At 65.6% G+C, this 21,033-nt stretch carries 17 protein-coding genes and 1 riboswitch; of the genes, 12 read left to right on the top strand and 5 right to left on the bottom strand.

Annotated features, from left to right (window positions below; translation table 11 throughout):
• The first annotated feature begins 157 nt into the window (after positions 1-157).
• Positions 158-2,101: an acetate--CoA ligase gene (gene acs, locus EO156_RS16010; protein ID WP_033483054.1), complete on the top strand. Its 1,944-nt coding sequence runs from the start codon at positions 158-160 to the stop codon at positions 2,099-2,101.
• Between the two features lie 281 nt (positions 2,102-2,382).
• On the top strand, positions 2,383-3,051 hold the full coding sequence (locus EO156_RS16005; RefSeq protein ID WP_016849173.1) for a response regulator transcription factor: 669 nt from the start codon (positions 2,383-2,385) through the stop codon (positions 3,049-3,051).
• Positions 3,052-3,351: 300 nt separating this feature from the next.
• Here EO156_RS16005 and EO156_RS16000 read toward each other — a convergent pair whose 3' ends face one another.
• Positions 3,352-4,260, bottom strand: coding sequence for a DUF4424 domain-containing protein (locus EO156_RS16000; protein WP_005930637.1), 909 nt, complete (start codon positions 4,258-4,260; stop codon positions 3,352-3,354).
• A 522-nt stretch (positions 4,261-4,782) separates the two neighbouring features.
• Here EO156_RS16000 and EO156_RS15990 point away from each other — a divergent pair.
• Both EO156_RS15990 and EO156_RS15985 read left to right on the top strand, forming a co-directional pair.
• A complete protein-coding gene (locus EO156_RS15990) occupies positions 4,783-5,346 on the top strand; it encodes a TlpA disulfide reductase family protein (RefSeq protein WP_016849176.1) in 564 nt (187 codons plus the stop codon).
• A gap of 3 nt (positions 5,347-5,349) precedes the next feature.
• Positions 5,350-5,553: a hypothetical protein gene (locus tag EO156_RS15985; protein ID WP_016849177.1), complete on the top strand. Its 204-nt coding sequence runs from the start codon at positions 5,350-5,352 to the stop codon at positions 5,551-5,553.
• 206 nt (positions 5,554-5,759) lie between these two features.
• On the opposite strand, the gene EO156_RS15980 is transcribed toward EO156_RS15985, so the two are convergent.
• Positions 5,760-7,382 (bottom strand): family 43 glycosylhydrolase, encoded by a 1,623-nt coding sequence (locus EO156_RS15980; RefSeq protein ID WP_029829664.1) that lies wholly within the window; start codon positions 7,380-7,382, stop codon positions 5,760-5,762.
• A 90-nt stretch (positions 7,383-7,472) separates the two neighbouring features.
• On the opposite strand from EO156_RS15980, the gene EO156_RS15975 reads away from it, so the two are divergent.
• The 6 genes from EO156_RS15975 to EO156_RS15945 all read left to right on the top strand — a co-directional run bounded on the left by EO156_RS15975 (position 7,473) and on the right by EO156_RS15945 (position 13,270).
• Positions 7,473-7,694 carry a hypothetical protein gene (locus tag EO156_RS15975; protein WP_026007070.1) on the top strand — a complete coding sequence of 74 codons (222 nt, stop codon included), beginning with the start codon at positions 7,473-7,475 and terminating at the stop codon, positions 7,692-7,694.
• Positions 7,691-8,701, top strand: coding sequence for an aldo/keto reductase (locus tag EO156_RS15970; RefSeq protein ID WP_016850366.1), 1,011 nt, complete (start codon positions 7,691-7,693; stop codon positions 8,699-8,701). Before EO156_RS15975 ends, EO156_RS15970 begins: the two co-directional genes overlap by 4 nt.
• Positions 8,698-9,570 (top strand): amidohydrolase family protein, encoded by an 873-nt coding sequence (locus EO156_RS15965; protein WP_016850365.1) that lies wholly within the window; start codon positions 8,698-8,700, stop codon positions 9,568-9,570. The genes EO156_RS15970 and EO156_RS15965 overlap by 4 nt, the downstream gene beginning before the upstream one ends.
• Positions 9,567-10,337, top strand: a complete 771-nt coding sequence (locus EO156_RS15960; RefSeq protein ID WP_005922072.1) for an SDR family oxidoreductase — start codon at positions 9,567-9,569, stop codon at positions 10,335-10,337. Before EO156_RS15965 ends, EO156_RS15960 begins: the two co-directional genes overlap by 4 nt.
• 131 nt (positions 10,338-10,468) lie before the next feature.
• Complete coding sequence (locus EO156_RS15955) at positions 10,469-11,326, top strand: fumarylacetoacetate hydrolase family protein (protein ID WP_003487651.1); 858 nt, start codon at positions 10,469-10,471, stop codon at positions 11,324-11,326.
• A gap of 621 nt (positions 11,327-11,947) precedes the next feature.
• Positions 11,948-13,270 (top strand): L-fuconate dehydratase, encoded by a 1,323-nt coding sequence (locus EO156_RS15945; protein WP_016850363.1) that lies wholly within the window; start codon positions 11,948-11,950, stop codon positions 13,268-13,270.
• Between the two features lie 307 nt (positions 13,271-13,577).
• Here EO156_RS15945 and EO156_RS15940 read toward each other — a convergent pair whose 3' ends face one another.
• Complete coding sequence (locus tag EO156_RS15940; protein ID WP_016850362.1) at positions 13,578-13,937, bottom strand: L-fucose mutarotase; 360 nt, start codon at positions 13,935-13,937, stop codon at positions 13,578-13,580.
• A 2-nt stretch (positions 13,938-13,939) separates the two neighbouring features.
• Positions 13,940-15,241, bottom strand: coding sequence for an L-fucose:H+ symporter permease (gene fucP / locus EO156_RS15935; protein WP_016850361.1), 1,302 nt, complete (start codon positions 15,239-15,241; stop codon positions 13,940-13,942).
• 179 nt (positions 15,242-15,420) lie between these two features.
• Between fucP and EO156_RS15930 the strand changes: the two genes are divergently transcribed.
• Together EO156_RS15930 and EO156_RS15925 are read left to right on the top strand one after the other, a co-directional pair.
• Positions 15,421-16,170 (top strand): helix-turn-helix domain-containing protein, encoded by a 750-nt coding sequence (locus EO156_RS15930; RefSeq protein WP_003487644.1) that lies wholly within the window; start codon positions 15,421-15,423, stop codon positions 16,168-16,170.
• Positions 16,171-16,430: 260 nt separating this feature from the next.
• Positions 16,431-16,591, top strand: a riboswitch (yybP-ykoY riboswitch).
• 12 nt (positions 16,592-16,603) lie between these two features.
• Positions 16,604-17,188: a manganese efflux pump MntP family protein gene (locus EO156_RS15925; RefSeq protein WP_005930599.1), complete on the top strand. Its 585-nt coding sequence runs from the start codon at positions 16,604-16,606 to the stop codon at positions 17,186-17,188.
• A 171-nt stretch (positions 17,189-17,359) separates the two neighbouring features.
• Here EO156_RS15925 and EO156_RS15920 read toward each other — a convergent pair whose 3' ends face one another.
• The gene (locus EO156_RS15920; protein WP_029829668.1) at positions 17,360-20,812 is read right to left on the bottom strand and encodes a PAS domain-containing hybrid sensor histidine kinase/response regulator; all 3,453 of its coding nucleotides are present in this window, start codon (positions 20,810-20,812) and stop codon (positions 17,360-17,362) included.
• Positions 20,813-21,033 lie beyond the last annotated feature (221 nt).

Genomic DNA, 21,033 nt, shown 5'->3' with positions numbered 1-21,033 from the left:
AGCACGCCTGGCATGTGCGTTGGCGCACTCACCCCGGTTACGACCATGGTCTAAGGCGCCGTTGACCGCCGGGACAGAATGGATGCGGCACACTGATTGTCTACCGAGGGCAGCCGCAACGCCCTCTTCCGACAAGTTCATCGCAAGTGAGGGTGCCATGGCTGATGTTTATCCCGTCGATCCCGCGTTCGCCGCCGATGCGCGCGTGACGCGCGAGCAGTACGCCGCGCTGTACCGCGAATCGATCCAACACCCCGAGCAGTTCTGGGGCAAGGCCGCGCAGCGGCTCGAGTGGTTCAAGCAACCCACCCAGATCAAGGACGTCAGCTACGCGCTGGACGACTTCCATATCCGCTGGTTCGGCGATGGCGAGCTCAATGCCAGCGTCAACTGCCTGGACCGCCAGCTGGCCACGCGCGGCGACAAGACCGCGCTGCTGTTCGAACCCGACAGCCCGGACGCAGCGTCGTACCCGGTGACCTACCGCGAGTTGTACGAGCGCGTCTGCAAGCTGGGCAATGCGCTGCGCAACCTGGGCGTCAAGAAGGGCGACCGGGTCACCATCTATCTGCCGATGATCGTCGATGCTGCCGTGGCCATGCTCGCCTGCGCGCGCATCGGTGCGGTGCACTCGGTGGTGTTCGGCGGCTTTGCCGCCAACTCGATCGCCGACCGCGTGATCGATTGCCAGAGCAAGCTGATCATCACCGCCGACGAAGGCCTGCGTGGCGGCAAGAAGATTCCGCTCAAGGCCAATGTCGATGCAGCGCTGAAGATTCCCGGCACCAATACGGTGGAAACCGTGCTGGTGGTGCGTCATACCGGCGGCGCAGTGGAGATGCAGGCACCGCGCGACCGCTGGTTCCATGATGTGGTCGACGGCCAGCCGGCCGCGTGCGAACCCGAGCGCATGAACGCCGAAGACCCGCTCTTCATCCTCTACACCTCCGGCTCCACCGGCAAACCCAAGGGCGTGCTGCACACCACCGCCGGCTATCTGTTGTTTGCCAGTTACACGCATGAAGTAGTGTTCGACCTGCGCGAGGACGACATCTATTGGTGCACTGCGGACGTGGGCTGGGTCACCGGCCACAGCTACATCGTCTACGGCCCGCTCGCCAATGGCGCCACCGCGGTGATGTTCGAAGGTGTGCCCAATTACCCGAACGTGTCGCGCTTCTGGGAAGTGATCGACAAGCATCAGGTCACCATCTTCTACACCGCACCTACTGCGATTCGCGCGTTGATGCGCGACGGTGCGGACCCGGTCAAAAAGACCTCGCGCAGGAGCCTGCGCCTGCTCGGCAGCGTCGGCGAGCCGATCAATCCGGAAGCCTGGCGCTGGTATTACGAGGTGGTCGGCGACAGCCGTTGCCCGATCGTGGATACGTGGTGGCAGACCGAAACCGGCGGCATCCTGATCTCGCCGCTGGCCGGCGCGGTCGATCTCAAGCCGGGCTCGGCCACCTTGCCGTTCTTCGGCGTGCAGCCGGCGCTGGTCGATGCCGAAGGCAAGATTCTGGAAGGCGCCACCGAAGGCAACCTGGTGCTGCTCGATTCCTGGCCGGGCCAGATGCGTAGCGTGTATGGCGACCACCAGCGTTTCATCGACACCTACTTCCGCACCTATCCGGGCAGCTACTTCACCGGCGACGGCTGCCGCCGCGATGCCGACGGCTACTACTGGATCACCGGCCGCGTGGACGATGTGATCAACGTCTCCGGGCACCGCATCGGCACCGCCGAAGTGGAAAGCGCGCTGGTCTCGCACCCCAAGGTCGCCGAAGCGGCCGTGGTGGGCTTCCCGCATGACGTCAAGGGCCAGGGCATCTATGCCTACGTCACCCTGATCGCGGGGCAGACCCCGAGCGAGGACCTGCACAAGGAATTGGTCAGCTGGGTGCGCAAGGAGATCGGCCCGATCGCCTCGCCCGATCACCTGCAGTGGGCGCCCGGCCTGCCCAAGACCCGCTCGGGCAAGATCATGCGCCGCATCCTGCGCAAGATCGCCGAAAACGCCCCTGACCAGTTGGGCGATACCTCCACGCTGGCAGATCCGTCGGTGGTGGATTCGCTGGTCAATGAGCGTCTGGCGCGCTGACGGGCTGGGAATGGGGAATCGGGAGCAGGGAATCGGTAGAGCGATTCCCTGGTTGCTGATAGTGCAATTGGGATGGGGACTGGTTGGAAGCGAATCTCCTCTCCGCGCTGCCATCGGCATCAACTGATTTCCTTCAACGCCGTCCCACTCAGTTCGTTCTTATCTTCTTTTGCTGTCGTTTGCTGTCTGTGCCTTCGTTAGTTGTTGCTTGCTTGCCTGCTTCTGGCCTCGCGTTTGATTTTGCGATTCCCGATTCCCCACTCCCGATTCCCGGCCCCACCATGACCACCCTGCTAATCGCCGACGACCATCCCCTGTTCCGCGAAGCCTTGCGCGGGGCGGTGCAGCGTGTGATGCCGGGGGTAGAACTGTTCGAAGCCGATAACGTGGATGCGCTGTATAGCCTGGCCGATGCGCAGCCGGACGCCGATCTGTTGCTGATGGATCTCAACATGCCCGGCGCACAGGGGTTCAGCGCGTTGGTGCACATGCGCTCGCTGCATCCGCAGTTGCCGGTGGTGGTGGTCTCCGCACGCGAAGAACCCACCGTGATGCGGCGCGCGATCGACCACGGCGCGTTCGGCTTCATTCCCAAATCCGCCGATTCGGACACCATCGGGCGGGCGCTGGCCACCGTGCTCGATGGCGAGCGCTGGATCCCGGCCGAAGCGCAAAACCTGCCGCCCACCGACAGCGAGGAACGCGAGGTTGGCCAGCGTCTGCGCGATCTCACGCCACAGCAATTTCGCGTGCTGCAGATGCTGGGCGCTGGACGCCTCAACAAACAGATCGCCTACGACCTGGGCGTGTCCGAAGCCACCATCAAGGCGCATGTCACCGCGATCTTGCGCAAGCTCGGCGTCACCAATCGCACCCAGGCAGTGCTGATGGCCGGCAGGCTCGCCATCGATGCCGACGGCATCGTGCTGCCGCCGCCGGAAGAAGACTGACGCGTGCAGGTGTAGGTCTGCGTGCGTTGGGGTTGATCGGTGACGCTTGGTCGCGTCATGGCGCGCTCCTGCCTGTGATCCCGCTACCTCGGCCGTCATCGGTGGTGGGCAATCGACGGACTTGCCATGCAACGCAGCGTGGCGCCAACGTAGGAACGCACCTGGGCGCGATGCGCGTTCTCGGCAGCGTTTCATTTGCAGAAGACAACCGATGCGCGTTGGCGCCTACGATCGTGATGGGCGTTGCAGGTAACGCTTCGTCGCGCCCGGGTGCGCTCCTACGCTTGCTGCTTGTCGGGTTCATTCCGGTGCGCGCACGAACAGGATGTTCAGATCGCGCATCGGCACGAAGTTGGCCTGTTTGAACTGGAAGGTCAGCGGGTCGATCTTTTTCAGTTCGCCATCGAAGCACAGGCTCAGGATGTCGCTGGCCGCCTGCTTGCGGATGGTCAGCTGGAAGTCCTTGATCGGGCCGTTCCAGTTTTTGCCGGTCGTGAGCACATAACGCAGGTTGGCCCATCCCAACCCGTAGTTGCCTTCACGACGCTGCATGCTGGCTTTGGTGGCCGGCTCGATGCAGGTGTCTTTCGCGTACGACTCCAGCAGGTAACTGCTGGGCTGCGGGACGCCGGTAGACAGGCTGGGTGTGTAGGTGTGACGGATCTGCACGCTTGCCTTGGCAGGAAACTTCTGCTGCCAGACGAAGTAGGCATTGAGCGTGAAGCGCGGCTGCCCATCGCCATCGACCCAGCGCGCGGGCAGCGGCTTGCGCCCCTTCGGTCGCGTGGCCGATTCGGTGAAGGCGGCGACATCGTCCTGGGTCCAGCCGGTGGCGGCGAACGCCGTGGAGATGTCGCTACCGTCATCCAGCAGCACCACCAGCTTGCGCGTGGTGGCAACCGGGTTGCCGTCGGCCCAGAGTTTGAAATCGGTCAGCGCATTGTGGTCGGCCATTCCGAAGTACATCGGCGGCATCGGGAAGGCCACCGGCACGCTCAGGTCGCGCTCGCTGGCGTTGGTGAACACATAGTCCACTTGCACGCGTTCCTCGCTGAGCAGCAGCGCTTCGCGATCCATGCTGATGTCGGGCTGATGCAGCAGGCGGATGGTGCCGTTGTCGTCCCCGAAACTGCTGTCATTGGCCTGTGCAGCACTGCAGGCAAGCAATGCCAGCACACACAGCCGGACGGAAAACGCCATTGCGCGCATGAGGTGATCCTTGTAAGGCCGGCACGGGACCCACGCGCCTGGCCATACAGCATGCCACGCGCGGGCACGGCTGGATGTTGGACAGCGCGTCGCGCGACGCGTGCGGCAATCGCGCTGCGTCTGACATTTTTGCGGTTCTGTCGTGCTTGCTGGTGGCGTCCGCCTCGACCGCAGATCCTCTCGCTCGCCTTGATGGCGGTGTTGTCGCGGGGTCCGCTCAGCGTACTGGGTGGTTTGACGTGCGCCTGCGCTCACAACCTCATCCCATCCCTGCGTGCGCTTGTGCATCCACGCTGATGCTGCATGCACGCTCCCACGATGCACTGATTGCGCAAATGCCAATCGCGACACCACCCATCAGTGACAAGCCCAAGCGCGGGGGCGTGATCGCATCCACAACCGCATCCCGTGCGACATCGCAGTTGTCGATATCACCATTGACCATGAGCTGATGCCTGGGCAAGGCTCGAGCACCGCGGACGCTTTGGAGCTGGCATGGCGCGACGTTTCCCCTGGCTCTGGATGGGCCTGCTGGTGGCCTGTGCATTGATTGCGATGCTGGCGTGGCAGAACCGGCAGCTGCGCGTGCAGCAGCAGTGGCTGCAGACGCGCATCAGCGCGCCATATGACGGCATGTACGTACCGCGTATCGAAGCGACCGATGGCGATGGCCGGCGGCACCTGCTCGGTGCGCCGCATGGGCCGGCGCAGGTGCTGTTCTTCTTTACCACCACCTGCCCGTACTGCCAGCGCTCGGCACCGACCGTGCTGCGGGCAGCGCGGGAGCTGCAGGCCAACCTTCCTGGCCGGCCGCAGCTGTTGGGCGTGTGCCATTGCGATACCGCGCAGGCCGCGCGCTACGCACATGTGCACGGTTTCGATTTCCCGGTGGTCACGTTGACCGATCGTCGCGCGTTGATGCTGTTCCGCGCACGCAACGTGCCGCTGCTGATGGCCATCGATGCGGAGGGGCGCGTGCGTCATTCGCATCTTGGCGTTTTCGATACCACGGAGCGGGTGCAGGACCTCGTTGCCGCCTTGCGCCGCACGGACGCGCCAGCGGCTTTTGCAACGGTGAAGGAGTAATGCATGAAGAAGCGTTGGGTAAGCTTGCGTAGTGCGTTGGTGGCAGCGACCTTTCTGGCCAGCACCGGCTTCGGTGCCTTCCAGGTGATGGCGGTCGATAACGCACAGCCGAAAGTCGAATCGTGTAGTGCATGGGCCTGCAAAGCCGAGTGTCCGGAATTCGGCGGCGACCTGGGCCAGGGCAACGTCTGCTACTGCTGCGGTTAACTGCGATCGATAGAGCGATTGCGTCGCTATCAGATGGAGCAGGCCGGCGTATGGAATCGGCATGTAGCACATACACATTCCGATTCCTCGCGCCGTCCGCATCCCGTTGACGCGGTGCGCGACGTCGATGGTCGCTGTTACGCCTGACGGCGAGGTCTCCCCGGGCCTCGCCGTTTGACTGCAGCGCTGCGTGGCGCGCCGCGTCCTTACGTCAGCGCGCGATAGCGGAAATCGCGCAAGACCACTTCGCCTTGCTGCGCGGCATACACGCCCAATTGCAGGCTCAGAAACCCGCCGAACACGTTGTGATGGAATCCGGACACTTCCATGCGGGTGGGGTGCCGCGTCCACTGCTGGCCTGCATCGACCGAATACTCGAACCCTACGACCTGGTGATCGTTGGTCAGCCGCACGCGAATGCGTCGATGCGTATTGGGTGCGCGTGCCCACACCAGTTCCTCCGAGTATTCGTAGGTTTTCATGGTGTCGGCAGTGAAGCCGATGCCGACGAAGGCCTTATGGTTATAGAACAACACGATGCCGCCTTCGGCATCGCCGACCAGTTCCAGCGTCACCTCTGCCATGTAGGCGCGGTCGGGCACGCCGCAGGTCAGTGGCGTGCTGTCGATCGGCGAGCTGCCCGCACAGGCCAGCGTCAGTGCCTTGTTCGCGCGCCGCACCCGCGCCTGCTCGCCGGGCCTGGGCGCATGCAGGCTCCATTGCGTACCGAACCTGTCGCCGGAGAAATCGTCGGACAACGCCAACCCCGTCGCCGGCGCCATGCTGCCGGCAGGCACGCGTGCCGGGGTGCGCAATGGTTTGGACAGATCGCCGCCAATGGCGCGAAACCAGCCGTCGGCCGTCCACTCGATCGGCTCCAGCAAGGTCTGCCGCCCCAGCGTGCGAAAGCCGTTTTCGTAGCCGTGATAGACCATCCACCAGTCGCCGCGCGGCCCTTCCACCAGCGTGGCATGCCCGCGCGACCACCACGGCTCCTGGTCCGATTGGGTGCGCACCAGCGGATTGCGCGGGCAATGCTCCCACGGCCCATGCACCGAGCGCGAACGCGCGGCGATGACCATGTGCCCGGTCACCGGCCCGGCAGTGCCGCCAACGGCGGTGACCAGGTACAGCCACCCATCGTGCCAGGTCAGCTTGGGGCCTTCGGGCGCGAAATTCTCCACGACCCAGTGGTCGGGATAGCGCCACGGCGCATAGGCCGGTTCCAGCTGCCCGTCGGTGGCCAGGCCGTCATCGCGCAGGCGCACCTTGCGGATGCCGTTGACGAACAGATAGCGCTTGCCGTCTTCGCCGACCACGTGACCGGGATCGATGCAGCCGGCGATCTTCAGATCGATCGGTGCGCTCCACGGCCCGCGGATGTCGTCGGCCCAGATCACGAAGATCGACCAGCCGGTGTCGTCCGGATTGGCCGGGATGTAGATGTAGTAGCGATCGTGGTGCTTGCACAGGTCCAGCGCCCAGATCGTGCCCAGCCCCTGATGCAACGCCGGGCCGATCGGGGTCCAGTTGACCAGATCGGTGGAATGCCACAGCACGATGCCCGGGTAGGAAAAGAACGACGAAAACGTCATGTAGTAGTCGTCGCCATCCTTGAGGATGGTGGGGTCGGGGTGATCGCCGGCCACGATGGGATTGAGATACGTGCCGTTGCCCAGATCCGCCTTGCGCTGCCCCTCCACGCCGCGCGCCCACTGCGGCGTGCCCGCGCGCTGCGTCGCCGACGCCTGGGCCGCAGCCGCCAGCGGCGCGACCAGTGCGCCGGCGGCCAGCCCCTTGAACACATCCCGCCGTGTCGTGTCTGCCATGCATCAGCTTCGTCGAAGAAGGCAGGTATCTAGCCGCACCGGCTTGCATGCCGCAACCGCCAGCAGGGCGTTATAGGAACTGGTCATGCCATCTGCGAAATCCGACATAGCGCCGCCCGCCTAACCGACCATGCGCACGCCCAGACCAGGGCGATGCTGCACTGCAGCGTGATCTGTTCATTGATGATTGCCATATTCATATGCGAACAGTCCGGCACCTACCGGATGGTGGACGTTGCAATGCTCAGCTTCTGTTCTACGGATTCTCCAGGCACCCGCTCATGCGCCCTGCTCGCGGAGCGGCGCGCATGAGCAGCGTGGCGCGGCAGCGGCTGGGAGGCACCGACGTGCAGCTTTCCGCACTGGGCTTCGGTGCTGCCCCGATCGGCAACCTGTATACGGAAGTGGATGAAGCGGACGCACTGGCAGCGGTCGCAGGCGCGTTCGAGGCCGGCATTCGTCATTTCGATACCGCGCCTTATTACGGCTACGGGCTGAGCGAAGCGCGCCTGGGTCGTGGGCTGGCCGGCGTGCCGCGCGCGGACTACACGTTGTCGACCAAGGTTGGCCGTTGCGTCTACGACGACGCCCACGCCGCTGCCGGCCGCGATGGTTTTGCGGTGGCCGGGCGGCGTGCCGAGTTCGACTACAGCGCCGACGGTGTGCGGCGCGCGTTCGCCTCCAGCCTGGGACGCCTGGGCACCGACTACATCGACGTGCTGCTGCTGCACGACATCGGTGCGCTGACCCACGGCGACAACCACGCCAACGTCCTGCGCCAGGCCTTGGAGGAGGCCTTGCCGGCGATGGCGGAGTTGAAGGCGGCCGGCGCGTGCGGGGCGATCGGGCTGGGCGTCAACGAGCAGGACGTGGCACTGGAGGTGTTGCCGCGCTTTCCGCTCGACTGCGTGATGCTGGCCGGCCGCTACACCCTGCTGGAACAGCACGGCGCGCGCGCGCTGCTGCAGCAGGCGCAGCAACGCAATGTGGCGATCCTGTCGGCTGGCCCGTACAGCTCTGGCCTGCTCAGCGACGCACGCGGCCCCGGCGCCACCTATAACTACGCCCCGGTCGACACCGCCACGCTGCAGCATGCGCAGCGGCTGTACGCGGCCTGCGCGGCGTTTGGGGTGGATATCGGTGCGGCCGCATTGCAGTTCCCGCTGGCGCACCCGGCAGTGACCACGGTGGTGGCCGGCATGCGCAGCGTGGCCGAAGTGCGCTCGGCTGCCACGCGGCTTGCGGCCCCGGTGCCATCCGCATTGTGGCAACGCCTGTGCGATGAGGGTCTGCTCGCTGCGGAGTTGCCCACGCCATGAGCCGGGTCGACGCGCACCTGCATTTCTGGCACTTGGCCCGTGGCGATTACCACTGGCTGACGCCCGAGCTGGCGCCGCTGTACCGCGACTTCGGCCCCGATGACGTCAGCGCTGCGCTGGACGCGGCCGCTGTCGATCAGGTGGTGGTGGTGCAGGCGGCCGCCACCGAGGCGGAAACCTGCTACCTGTTCGAGCTGGCCCGCGACGATGCGCGCATTGCCGGCGTGGTGGGCTGGGTGGACTTCGCTGCGCCCGATGCCGCTGCACGCATCGGCGCACTGGTGCGCGCCGGCGGCGGCGTGCTCAAGGGCCTGCGCCCGATGGTGCAGGACATCGCCGACGTGCACTGGCTGGCCAGCCCCGCATTGGATGCCGCCTTCGATGCGCTGCTGGCGCATGACCTGGCCTTCGATGCGTTGATCCGTGCCGTGCACGTACCGGCACTGCAGGCGCGCTTGAAGCGCCATCCGGCATTGCGTGTGGTGCTCGATCACGGCGGCAAACCGCAGATTGCGGCCGGCGAATTCGTTGCCTGGGCCGCCGGCATGGCCGCCCTGGCGCAGCATCCCAATCTGCATTGCAAACTCTCCGGGCTGCTGACCGAAGCCGCGCGCGGCGCTGGCATCGACGCGCTGGAGCCGTATGTGGCCCACCTGTTCGCCCGCTTCGGCGCGCAGCGGCTGCTATGGGGCAGCGACTGGCCGGTGCTGCGCTTGCGCGCCGATTACGCGCAATGGTTCGCGCTCGCCCAGCAACTCGTCACCCGGCATGCCGCCGAGCACGCGGCAGCCATCTTCGGCGACAACGCACTCACGTTCTATCGTCTGCCACGGCCGGCGGCCCCCACCCACGGAACCTCATCGGTATGACTGTCTCGATTCCCACCACTCCCAATAACCGCCTGCAGGGCAAGCGTTGCCTGATCACCGCCGCCGGCGCCGGCATCGGGCGCGAAAGCGCGCTGGCCTGCGCACGCGCCGGTGCACAGGTGATCGCCACCGACATCGACGCCGCGGCCTTGCAAGCGCTGGCCGCCGAATCCGATGCCATCACCACCCAGCTGCTCGACGTCACCGACGCCGCGGCGATCAACGCATTGATCGCCGCACACGGCCCGTTCGATGTGCTGTTCAACTGCGCCGGCTTCGTGCATCAGGGCAGCATTCTCGACTGCGACGAGCCGGCGTGGCGCCGCTCGTTCTCGATCAACGTCGATGCGATGTACTACACCTGCAAGGCGGTGTTGCCGGGCATGCTCGAACGCGGCCGCGGCAGCATCATCAACATGTCCTCGGTGGCTTCCAGCATCAAGGGCGTGCCGAACCGCTTCGTGTACGGGGTGACCAAGGCCGCGGTGATCGGCCTGAGCAAGGCGATCGCGGCCGACTACGTGGCGCAGGGCGTACGTTGCAACGCGATCTGCCCGGGCACCATCAAGACGCCGTCGCTGGGCGAGCGCGTCAAGGCCCTGGGTGGCGACGAACAGGCGGTGTGGAAGAGCTTCACCGACCGTCAGCCGATGGGCCGCCTGGGCGACCCACGCGAGATTGCGCAGCTGGTGGTGTACCTGGCTTCGGACGAATCCTCCTTCACCACCGGCCAGACCCACATCATCGATGGCGGCTGGTCCAACTGAGTGCGGCAACGACGCATGCTGCGATCTGTCGCATGTGCCCGCCTCGAGATGCGCACACCGTCCCTACCCACCCGATGCATGCGCGCTAGGTTTGCTAGCCGCTCCCCTTCTCATCTGCAAAGGAAGACCGCATGAAACTCGTACGCATTGGCGCCGAAGGCCACGAACGCCCTGGCCTGATCGATCGCCAAGGCCGCATCCGCGACCTCAGCGGTGTGATCGACGATGTGGCCGGCGAACACATCACCGCCGCCGGCCTGGAAAAACTGCGCGCACTGGATGTGGCCACGCTGCCGTTGATCGAAGGCGAGGTGCGTTACGGCGCTGCGGTGGGCCGCATCGGTAAATTCATCTGCGTTGGCTTGAACTACGCCGACCACGCCGCCGAATCGGGCATGGAAGTGCCCAAGATGCCGATTCTTTTCATGAAAGCCACCACGGCGGTGTGCGGCCCCAACGACACGGTGATCATCCCGCGCGGCTCGGTGAAGAGCGACTGGGAAGTGGAGCTGGGCGTGGTGATCGGCGACGTGGCGCGCGATGTATCGGTGGAGCAAGCGCTGAACCATGTGGCTGGCTACGCCGTGATCAACGACCTGTCCGAGCGCGAATTCCAGCTCGAACATGGCGGCCAGTGGGTCAAGGGCAAGAGCGCGGACACGTTCGGTCCGATCGGCCCGTGGCTGGTCACCCGCGACGAAATCGCCGACCCGCAGAACCTGTCGATGTGGCTGGAGGTCAACGGCCACCGCTACCAGAACGGCAGCACGCGCACGATGGTGTTCGGCGTGGCCGAGCTGGTCAGCCACATCAGCCGCTACATGACGCTGATGCCGGGCGATGTGATCAGCACCGGTACGCCGCCGGGCGTGGGCCTGGGCCAGAAGCCGCCGGTCTACCTCAAGCCGGGCGATGTGATGGAACTGGAGATCGAAGGCCTGGGTCGTCAGCGTCAGCCGGTCGTGGCGCATCCGCGCGATGGGGGTTGAGGCTTTACGTGTGGAAGAATTGAGGTCGTACTGCAGTGTATTGCGTCCACCTCCAAGAATTTTTCTTGCGCGAAAGCCGAAGTACTCACGCAACTCGAATCGCGCGACAACGCAAAGCCCCTCTCCCATCGGGGCGCCAAGGCACAGCTTGCGCGCCATTGGCGCGCGTGCCTTGAAGCGCCCGCGTTGCTGGCGCGGGCCGGGGCGCGGAGCGGGGGTTAGGTTGAGGGTACGTAGCCACGGAGTCGCGCAACTCGACCTCATGCCGTCTGTGGTTTGGTCTGACATTTCGACGCGCGTACTGACGCAGCACAAGCACATTGTTTTACCCAGCGTGTCGCCGTATTGAATGTCCAACGCTGTAGCACGTCCATCGCAACGCACAGTTGGTCGTGCAATCGATGCATTGGGCTGAGTTGCAAACGCATGAGTCACTGCAGCGCCTCAACGCACTCGGCGCTACGCGTTCGTACCCTCACCCCAACCCTCTCCCGGTGGGAGGGGCTCAAGCGCAGCTCCCCGTTTTCGTATTTCTTCATCGCTTCGTATTTCGTCATCGCTTCATTCCAGCCATTTTTCTTTCATCCGTTTTATTTTCCGCCTTCCATCGCCAGGACTTTCATGAGCACCATCGTCGCCCTCGATACCCACGACGTCCGCTTCCCCACCTCGCGCGAGCTGGATGGATCGGATGCGATGAATCCCGATCCCGATTACTCGGCGGCCTACGTCGTGCTGCGCACCGATGCGGCCGATGACCTGGCCGGTTACGGCCTGGTGTTCACCATCGGCCGCGGTAACGACGTACAGACCGCTGCGGTGGCGGCACTGGCCGAGCATGTGGTCGGCCTGCGCGTAGAAGACGTCATCGCCGATCTGGGCGCATTCGCGCGCCGGCTCACCAACGACTCGCAGCTGCGCTGGCTCGGCCCGGAGAAGGGCGTGATGCACATGGCCATCGGCGCGGTGATCAACGCCGCGTGGGATCTGGCCGCACGCGCGGCGAAAAAGCCGCTGTGGCGCTTCATCGCCGAACTCACGCCCGAGCAGTTGGTCGACACCATCGACTTCCGCTACCTCACCGACGCGCTCACCCGCGACGAGGCGCTGACGATCCTGCGCGCTGCGCAGCCGCAGCGCGCGCAGCGCATCGCCACGCTGATTGAGCAAGGCTACCCCGCCTACACCACCTCGCCCGGCTGGCTCGGCTACTCGGACGAGAAGCTGGTGCGGCTGGCCAAGGAAGCGGTGGCCGACGGCTTCCGCACCATCAAGCTCAAGGTCGGCGCCAACGTGCGCGACGACATTCGTCGCTGCCGCCTCGCGCGCGAAGCCATTGGCCCGGACATCGCCATGGCAGTCGATGCCAATCAGCGCTGGGACGTGGGCCCGGCGATCGACTGGATGCGCCAGCTGGCCGAATTCGACATCGCCTGGATCGAAGAACCCACCAGCCCGGACGACGTGCTCGGCCATGCCGCCATCCGTCAGGGCATCGCTCCGGTGCCGGTCTCCACGGGCGAGCACACGCAGAACCGGGTGGTGTTCAAGCAGTTGCTGCAGGCCGGTGCGGTGGACCTGATCCAGATCGATGCCGCGCGCGTGGGCGGGGTCAACGAAAATCTCGCCATCCTGCTGCTGGCCGCCAAGTTCAACGTGCGCGTCTTCCCGCATGCCGGCGGTGTGGGTCTGTGCGAGTTGGTACAGCATCTGGCGATGGCCGATTTCGTGGCCATCACCGGCGAGATGGAAGACCGCGCAATCGAATTCGTCGACCACCTGCACCAGCACTTCCTGGACCCGGTACGCATCCGGCACGGCCGCTATCTCGCCCCGGAAGCCGCTGGTTTCTCCGCAGAAATGCATGCCGCCTCGATTGCGGAGTTCAGCTATCCGGGCGGGCGGTTCTGGGTGGAGGATCTGGCGGCCAGCGCGAAAGGCTGAGCCTACGGCCCCTCATCCGCCCTGCGGGCACCTTCTCCCGCGCGCGGGAGAAGGAAGTCGTGGTTCGTCCGGGACGGCGGGGTGATCGGTCTCCGACGTCGCGGAAAGCCAACCGCCGACCGCGGCGCACTGCAGATGCCCGGCGATGGGTCCATCCCCAAGATGCCCGAGCCAAACCGAATCACGCCTTTCTCCCACCTGCGCCTCTCCCACCTGCGCCAGATCACGCCCTTCTCCCACGTGAGCCGGATCACGCCCTTCTCCCGCCTGCGGGAGAAGGTGCCCGCAGGGCGGATGAGGGCGCGGCCTAGCGCTGCGCGGCGATCGCCTCGCCCAGCGCAAAGATCCGTCCGGCCTGCCGCCATTTCTCTCCCTGCTTACTGCCAGGCAGCGGCTTCTGAAACCGCCACATCAACTGCTCCCACGCCTGGATGCGCGGGTCGGCTGCATCGCGTGCGGCCTTGACGGCCGGATCGTAGTCCTCGCGCACCTCCATCAGCATCACCAGCCGGTCGCCGCTGCGAAAGATCTCCAATTCCAGAATGCCGGCCTGCTGCAGCGAGGCCACTACCTCCGGCCATACCTCGGTGGGCTGATGCCAGCGCTCGTATTCGGCGATCAGCGCCGCATCGTCGTGTAGATCCAGCACATAACAAAGGCGCGGCATGCTCAGGCTCCTGAAACGACGGGCACCACGCGGCGGGCGCGCAACGCGAACGACAAAATCACCGCAAAGCACGCACCCGGCACCGCCATCGCCCAGTGGATGCCGGCCATGTCCGACACCGCGCCCATCACCGCCGTGAGCAAGGCACCGCCGATGATGGACATCACCAGCATGGACGAGCCCAGCTTGCGGGCATCGTCGTGCATGCCGTCCAGGCCCAGCGCAAAAATGGTCGGGAACATCACCGACATGAACACGCTCGCCGCCACCAGCGCATACAACCCGGTCCACCCGGGTAGTGCGATGGCCACCGCGCACAAGAACAGATTGATCACGGCAAAACTTGCCAACAGCTTCGCAGGCGCCAGGTAACGCAACAGCGCGGTGCCGATAAAGCGGCCGGCCATGAACAGCACCAGCGAGATGGTCAGATAGGTCGCAGCGGTTTTTTCCGGCGTGCCAGGCACGGCATCCTGCAGATAGCGAATCAGATAACTCCAGATGCCGACCTGCGCGCCCACGTAAAAGAACTGCGCGACCACCGCAAACACGAACAAGCGATTACGCAGCAGTTCGCTGAAGCGTGCGCGCCTGGGCGCACCGCCGGTGTCTGCATCCGGCGCGCCGCTGGGGAAACGCACCAGCGCGATCAGGATCGCCCACAGCACCACCACCGCACCGATGATCAGGTATGGCATCTGCACGGCCGCCGATTCGGTGGCGAAGAACGCCTCGCGTGCGGCCGGCGCCATCGCGGCCAGTTCGGCCGGGGTGTGCTCCACGCCGGAGAAGATGAAGTGCTGGCCGACCAGCACGCCGGTAATCGAGCCCAGCGGGTTGAACGCCTGCGCAAGGTTCAAGCGCCGCGCCGCGCCATCGGCTGGACCGAGGACGGTCACCAGCGGGTTGGCCGTGGTTTCCAGGAACGCCAGGCCGCTGGCGATCACGAACAGCGCCAGCAGGAACAGCCAGTAGGTGTGCACCTGCGCGGCCGGATAGAACAGGAAGGCGCCGCAGGCGTACAGCAGCAGGCCCAGCACCACCGCGGCCTTGTAGCTGTAGCGGCGCATGAACATCGCCGCCGGCAGCGCAAACACGAAATAGCCCATGTAGAACGCGCTTTGCACCAGCCCGGCCTGCAGGTCGGTCAGTTCGAAGGCCTTCTTGAACTGCTTGATCAGGATGTCGTTGAGGTTGTTGGCCATGCCCCAGAGAAAGAACAGGCTGACAATCAACAACAGGGGAACCATGGCGGTGCGCGCCAAGTTGCCGCGCGGCGACGCGGCAATGTCACTGTGATGCATGCGACCGTTCCCCTCCCAAGGCTGTGGCGCTTGCGTTGCAATCGAGCGAGCGTACTGCGCAGACCAGCGCCATGCAAATATAAAATCTTTGTTTATATTTGCACTGACACGCGCCACCTGACCCCGCCCCGCGTTGCCTGTACCCTGGCGCGCCGCACCTTGCCTGGACCTGCAAACGGATGAGCACCGAACCCGCCAAGTACCGCGCGCCGGCCCTGGACAAGGGCCTGGACATCCTGGAGCTGCTCGCCCGCCAGGCGCAGCCGATGAGCATGGGCGCAATCTCGCAGGGCATCGGGCGCTCGCGCGGGGAGATCTTTCGCATGCTGCAGGTGCTGGAAGAGCGCGGCTACCTCACGCGCGATGGCGAAGGCGACTACGTGCTGACCAACCGCCTGTTCATGCTCGGCATGCAGCAGCCGCAGGTGCAAAGCATCAGCGAAGCCGCGTTGCCGGTGATGCGGCGCTTGTCCGATGCGATCTACCAGCCGTGCCACCTGGTGGCGCCATCCGGCGACCAGATCGTGGTGATCGCGCAAATGGACGTGCCCAGCGACCTGGGCCTGGTGGTACGCCCGGGGCATCGTCGCCCGTTGACGCATTCCAGCTCCGGGCTGGTGCTGTTCGCCTTCCAGCAGCCGGAGGTGCAGGCGCGCTGGCTGGACATGCTCGAGGCCAGCGAAGTGCCGTTCGAGCGCGCGCAGTTCCTGGCCGCCGCCGCGCAGGCGCGCCGCGATGGTTATGCCATGCAGCCCAGCGAGGCGGTGGTCGGCGTGGTCGATCTGACTGCACCGATCCTGCAACGCGGCAGCGCCACCTACACGCTCACGGTGCCCTTCATCGAACGTCGCCCTGCGCTGGTGAGTCCGCAAGCGGCGTTACAGGCCCTGTGCGCGGCAACCGCCGAGATTTCCAGCGCGCTGCACTAGCGACGTGCGCGACCGGCGCACGCGCGCCATCGCCTGCCACGCGCATTTCCAGGTGCCCCACTCCTGCGCGACGCCGCATCGCCCCTGCGCGCCGCACCTCGACGTCTGCGATGTAAAGGAATACACACAATATTGGGCAGCTTGAAGAGGCGGGCAGGCAGCACGCACGGCGCCCGCATAGCCACGGCTATAAAGATCAGACCGACCTTCGCGTGCAGTGCAAACGCACCGAACGCGGCAATGCGTTGGTACACTGCGCGCCCCTTGGGGAGTAGCCTACTTTCGTCATCGAAAGCGCCTGCATCAACATACTCGGCCAGTGCGCCGTGGTGCAGGCAACCAGTTTCGGTTTGGCGAGACCAGCGGCATGCGTGCACGACGACGGTTGGCGCGGGCGCATGCCGTTGTGACCGTGCCCAACCCGAGAGTGTCGATGTCTCCTTTTTCCATTGTGTTGATCGGTTTTGCGATGTCGACCGACGCGTTTGCCGCGGCGATCGGCAAGGGCGCGGCGATGCGCAAACCGCAGTGGCGCGACGCGCTACGCGCCGGCCTGATCTTCGGCTGCATCGAAGCCATCACCCCGGTGATCGGCTGGCTGCTGGGCCGGGCCGCAGCCAGTTATGTGTCTGCCTACGATCACTGGATCGCCTTCGTGCTGCTGGGCGCATTGGGCACGCACATGATCGTGGCCGGGCTGCGCAACGGGCCGGAAGATGCCGAAGATGCAGCCTCCGACACGCCGAAACGGCATGGCGTGCTGGGCTTGGCCACCACCGGCTTTGCCACCAGCATCGATGCGATGGCGGTCGGCGTCAGCCTGGCGTTTCTCGATGTGCATATCGGCGTGGTGGCGGTGGTGGTGGGCCTATGCACCTTCAGCATGGTCACTGCTGGAGTGATGCTGGGCCGCGCGCTGGGCAATCTGATCGGCAAGCGCGCCGAAATGTTGGGTGGATTGATTCTGGTGATCGTCGGCAGCGTGATTCTTTACGAGCACCTGAGCGGCGCCGGGTAAGTTGCTGTAGGAGCGCACCCGGGCGCGAGAGGCGTTATCGATGACGCCTCTCGCGCCCGGGTGCGCTCCTACGCTGCAAGGGATTGCGGCCCGCACGCGATCGGCATCATGGGATGCTTGCTCGATGCCGCGTGCATCCCCGCATGTCGCGGCGATGGCCCGATGCACCTGTCAGCGTGTTTTTGCATCGTGGTAGGCGCTCAGGAACGCGCGTAACGAGGCCGGCTTCACCGGCTTGGTCAGCAACCGATAACCGCGATCGCGCGCGAGCTGCTTGAGTTCGTCGCGGCCGTCGGCCGTGAGCAGGGCGCCGGCGATCGGCGCCGGTGCGGCGGCTTGCACGGCATCGAGCGTGTCCAGGCCATCCATGCGGTCGTGCAGGTGGTAATCCACCAGCATCAGGTCCGGCTGTTCGCGCGCACGTTCCAGTGCCTGGTCCACGGTGCTGGCGGTGATCACCTCCACCTGCCAGCGGCCGAGCAGCGCGCGCATGCCATCGAGAATTTCGCGGTCGTTATCCACGCACAGCACGCGCAGGCCGGCCAGCGAATCGCCGCTGCGCGATGCACGTGCAGCCGTCACCGGCAAGGGCGGCGCCACCGGAACCGGCGCCACACGCGGCAACAGGATCGAGAACATGCTGCCGCGGCCGACCTGGCTGCGCGCGCTCAGGTCGTGGTCGAGCAGGCGCGAGATGCGTTGGCAAATCGACAGACCCAACCCCAGCCCCTGCTCGCCCCAATCGAAGGGCTGCTGATAGCGGCGAAATTCTTCGAAGATCTGCCGCATGTGGTGTTCGGGAATGCCCGGGCCGGTGTCCCACACCTGCAGCTCCACCTGCTGCCCGCGCCCGCGCATGCCCAGCACGATGCGGCCCTGGCGCGTGTAGCGCAGCGCATTGGCCAGGAAGTTCTGCATCACCCGGCGCAGCAGACGGCGGTCGCTGCGCACCCAGATCGCGCGCACATGGACCTGTAGCTGAAGACCACGGCTGGCCGCCACCGGCGCGTATTGCGCGGCCAGCTCGTGCATCAGCGCGCTGGCGTCGAAATCCTCGACCGTGGGACGCAACCCACCGGCATCCAGGCGCGAGACGTCGAGCAGGCCGTCCAGCAGTTCTTCGGCCGCACGCAGCGAAGCATCCACGCGTTCGGCCAGATGCCGTTGCTCTTCGTTGTTCTGATGGCTCTCGCGCAAGGCCGAGGCGAACAGGCGCGCGGCGTTGAGCGGCTGCAACACGTCGTGGCTGATCGCGGCCAGAAAGCGGGTCTTGGATTGTTGCGCCAGCTCGGCTTCGCGCGAACGATCGGCGACGCGTTGCTCCAGATTTTCATTGGCGTCCAGCAACGCGCGTTCGGCGCGCTTGTAGTCGGTGATGTCGTTGTAGCTGGTGACGTAGCCACCGCCCGGCAGCGCCTGGCCGCGCATCTCGATCACCTTGCCGTCGCTGCGGGTGCGTTCGAACACATGCGGCGAGCCGGCGCGCATATGCCGGATACGCCGATCGATCTGGTCTTCGATATCGCCCTCGCCCAGTTCGCCGCGCTCGGCGTTGTAGCGGATCAGATCGGCCACCGGCCGGCCCACATACAACATGCCATCGGGATAGCCGAACAACTGCTGATAACGCCGGTTCCAGGCGGTCAAGCGCATGTCCGGGTCGACCACGCTGACCGCGGCGCTGATGTTTTCCAGCGTGGTGGACAAAATCTCGCGATTGAAGCGCAGCTCCTGGCCGGCTTCGTCCAGCACCGCCACCACTTCGCCCAGTTCCATGCCCGAACCGCGCAACAGGCTGGTCAGCACCAGGCGCGCGGAGGCGGCGCCGATGGAGGCGGCGAGCAGGCGTTCGGTGAACTGCACCCAGGCGCGGTCGGCCACCACGGTGGGCTGCAGCTCGCGTTCCAGCAGCGAGGCCTGGTCGACGAAAGCGCGATGCGCGTGCCGTTCGCCCACCACACGCTCGGCCAGCGCCTGCAGATCGGCCACGCGCACATGCCCCGGCCAGTCGCCGGCCACCGCCGGGCGCTGCGCGTACGGGTCCAGAAACGGCGCTGCACGCAGCCGCTCGTCCACCCCGGGACGCCAGCGCGCGGAGACCAGCATCATCGCGCCCACGTTGATCAGCAACGACCAGAACGTGCCATGCGCCAGCGGGTCCCAGCCGCGCATGCCGAACAGCTGCTGCGGCTGCAACCAGGCGATGCCGAACGGCCCGTCCACCAGCCAGTCCGTCTGTAGCCAGCCAGCGCGCGTGGCCGCCGGCAGCAGCAGCGTGTAAATCCAGGTCATGAATCCGAGCGCCATGCCGGTCTCCACGCCCTTGCGGCTGGCACCACGCCAATACAGCCCGCCGATCACACCGGGCGCAAATTGCGCCACTGCGGCAAATGCCATCAGCCCGTACGCAGCCAACGTGGTGTCGTTGGCGACGCTGCGGTGATATCCGTAGGCAATGAGCGCCAGCAGCAGGATGGCAACACGTCGGATCCACAGCACGCGCGAGGCCACCGCCGCGCGCGCATCGGCGCTGCCGCGGCGACGCAGCAGCACCGGCATCACCAGGTCGTTGCTGACCATGGTGGCCAGCGCGATGCTGGCCACGATCACCATGCCGGTGGCCGCCGAAAACCCGCCCACATACGCCACCAGCGCCAGCACCGTATTGCCCTGGCTGAGCGGCAGTGCCAGCACCACCGCATCGTCCACCACCGCACTGCCCTTGCCGAACAACGCGATGCCCGCCGAGGCGATCGGCACCACCATCGCCGAGATGATCACCAGATAGGCGCCGAAGAACCAACGCGCACGGCGGATATCGCCAACGTCGCTGCATTCGACCACCGCCACGTGGAACTGGCGCGGCAGGCAGATCACGGCCAGAAAACTCAGCAGCGTCTGCGAAATGAAGCCCACCGACGGCGTGTGCTCGAACAGCGTGCGCGCCGAATCGGCGATATGCAGTCGGTGCTCGCTCAACCACAGCCACGCGAACAGCCCCACCGCCACGATGGCGACCAGCTTGATCACCGACTCCAGCGCGATCGCCAGCATCATGCCGCGGTGGTGTTCGGTGGCATCCACCTGGCGGGTGCCGAACAAGGTGGCGAACAAGGCCATCAGCAATGCCACATACAACGCCGGGTCGGCGAAGATGCCGCGTCCGGCGCTGCTATGCCCGGTCAACACTTCCAGGCTCATCGCCACCGCTTTGTATTGCAGGGCCAGATAGGGAACGATGCCGATCAACGCGATCACCGCCACCAACGCGGCCAGCCGGCGCGAACGGCCGTAGCGCGAGGAGATGAAATCGGCGATGGACACGGTATTTTCGGCGCGCGCGATCAGCGCAAGGCGCTCGATGATGCGCCAGCCGAACAGCAGCAACAGCAGCGGGCCCAGATAGATCGGCAGGTAGCCGATGCCATTGCGCACCGCCGAGCCGACCGCGCCATAGAAGGTCCACGACGAGCAATACACCGCCAGCGCCAGGCTGTAGACCGCCGGCCGCAGCCACGGCCGCTCCGGATACAGCGGGCGGCGGTCGCCCCACCACGCCACCCCGAACAGCAGGGCTGCGTAACCCAGGGACACCAGCAACAGGATCCAGCTCGAGACCAACATGTCCTCCGACGTGGCGCAGCGCCAGCGGTGGAGTGTACGCAGTCGCGCACATTGGCGGTGCAAGCGCGGCATCCGGGCCGGGCGGGGTCTGCCGTGCGGTTTGCATCGGCATGCGCGCTCGCCCTGCCGGGCTGCTCAAGGCCTTGGTGGAATGCGCAGACGCCGCCTTGGCGGGCATTGGCATCGCAGACGCGCAAACATGCCCGCGCGGACTGCGGGCA

This window comes from Xanthomonas sp. DAR33341 (assembly GCF_003992815.1).
Taxonomy (GTDB): Bacteria; Pseudomonadota; Gammaproteobacteria; order Xanthomonadales; family Xanthomonadaceae; genus Xanthomonas; species Xanthomonas cissicola.
Note: the sequence above shows the minus strand (reverse complement) of the source record. Positions and strands in the feature narration are given on the sequence as shown.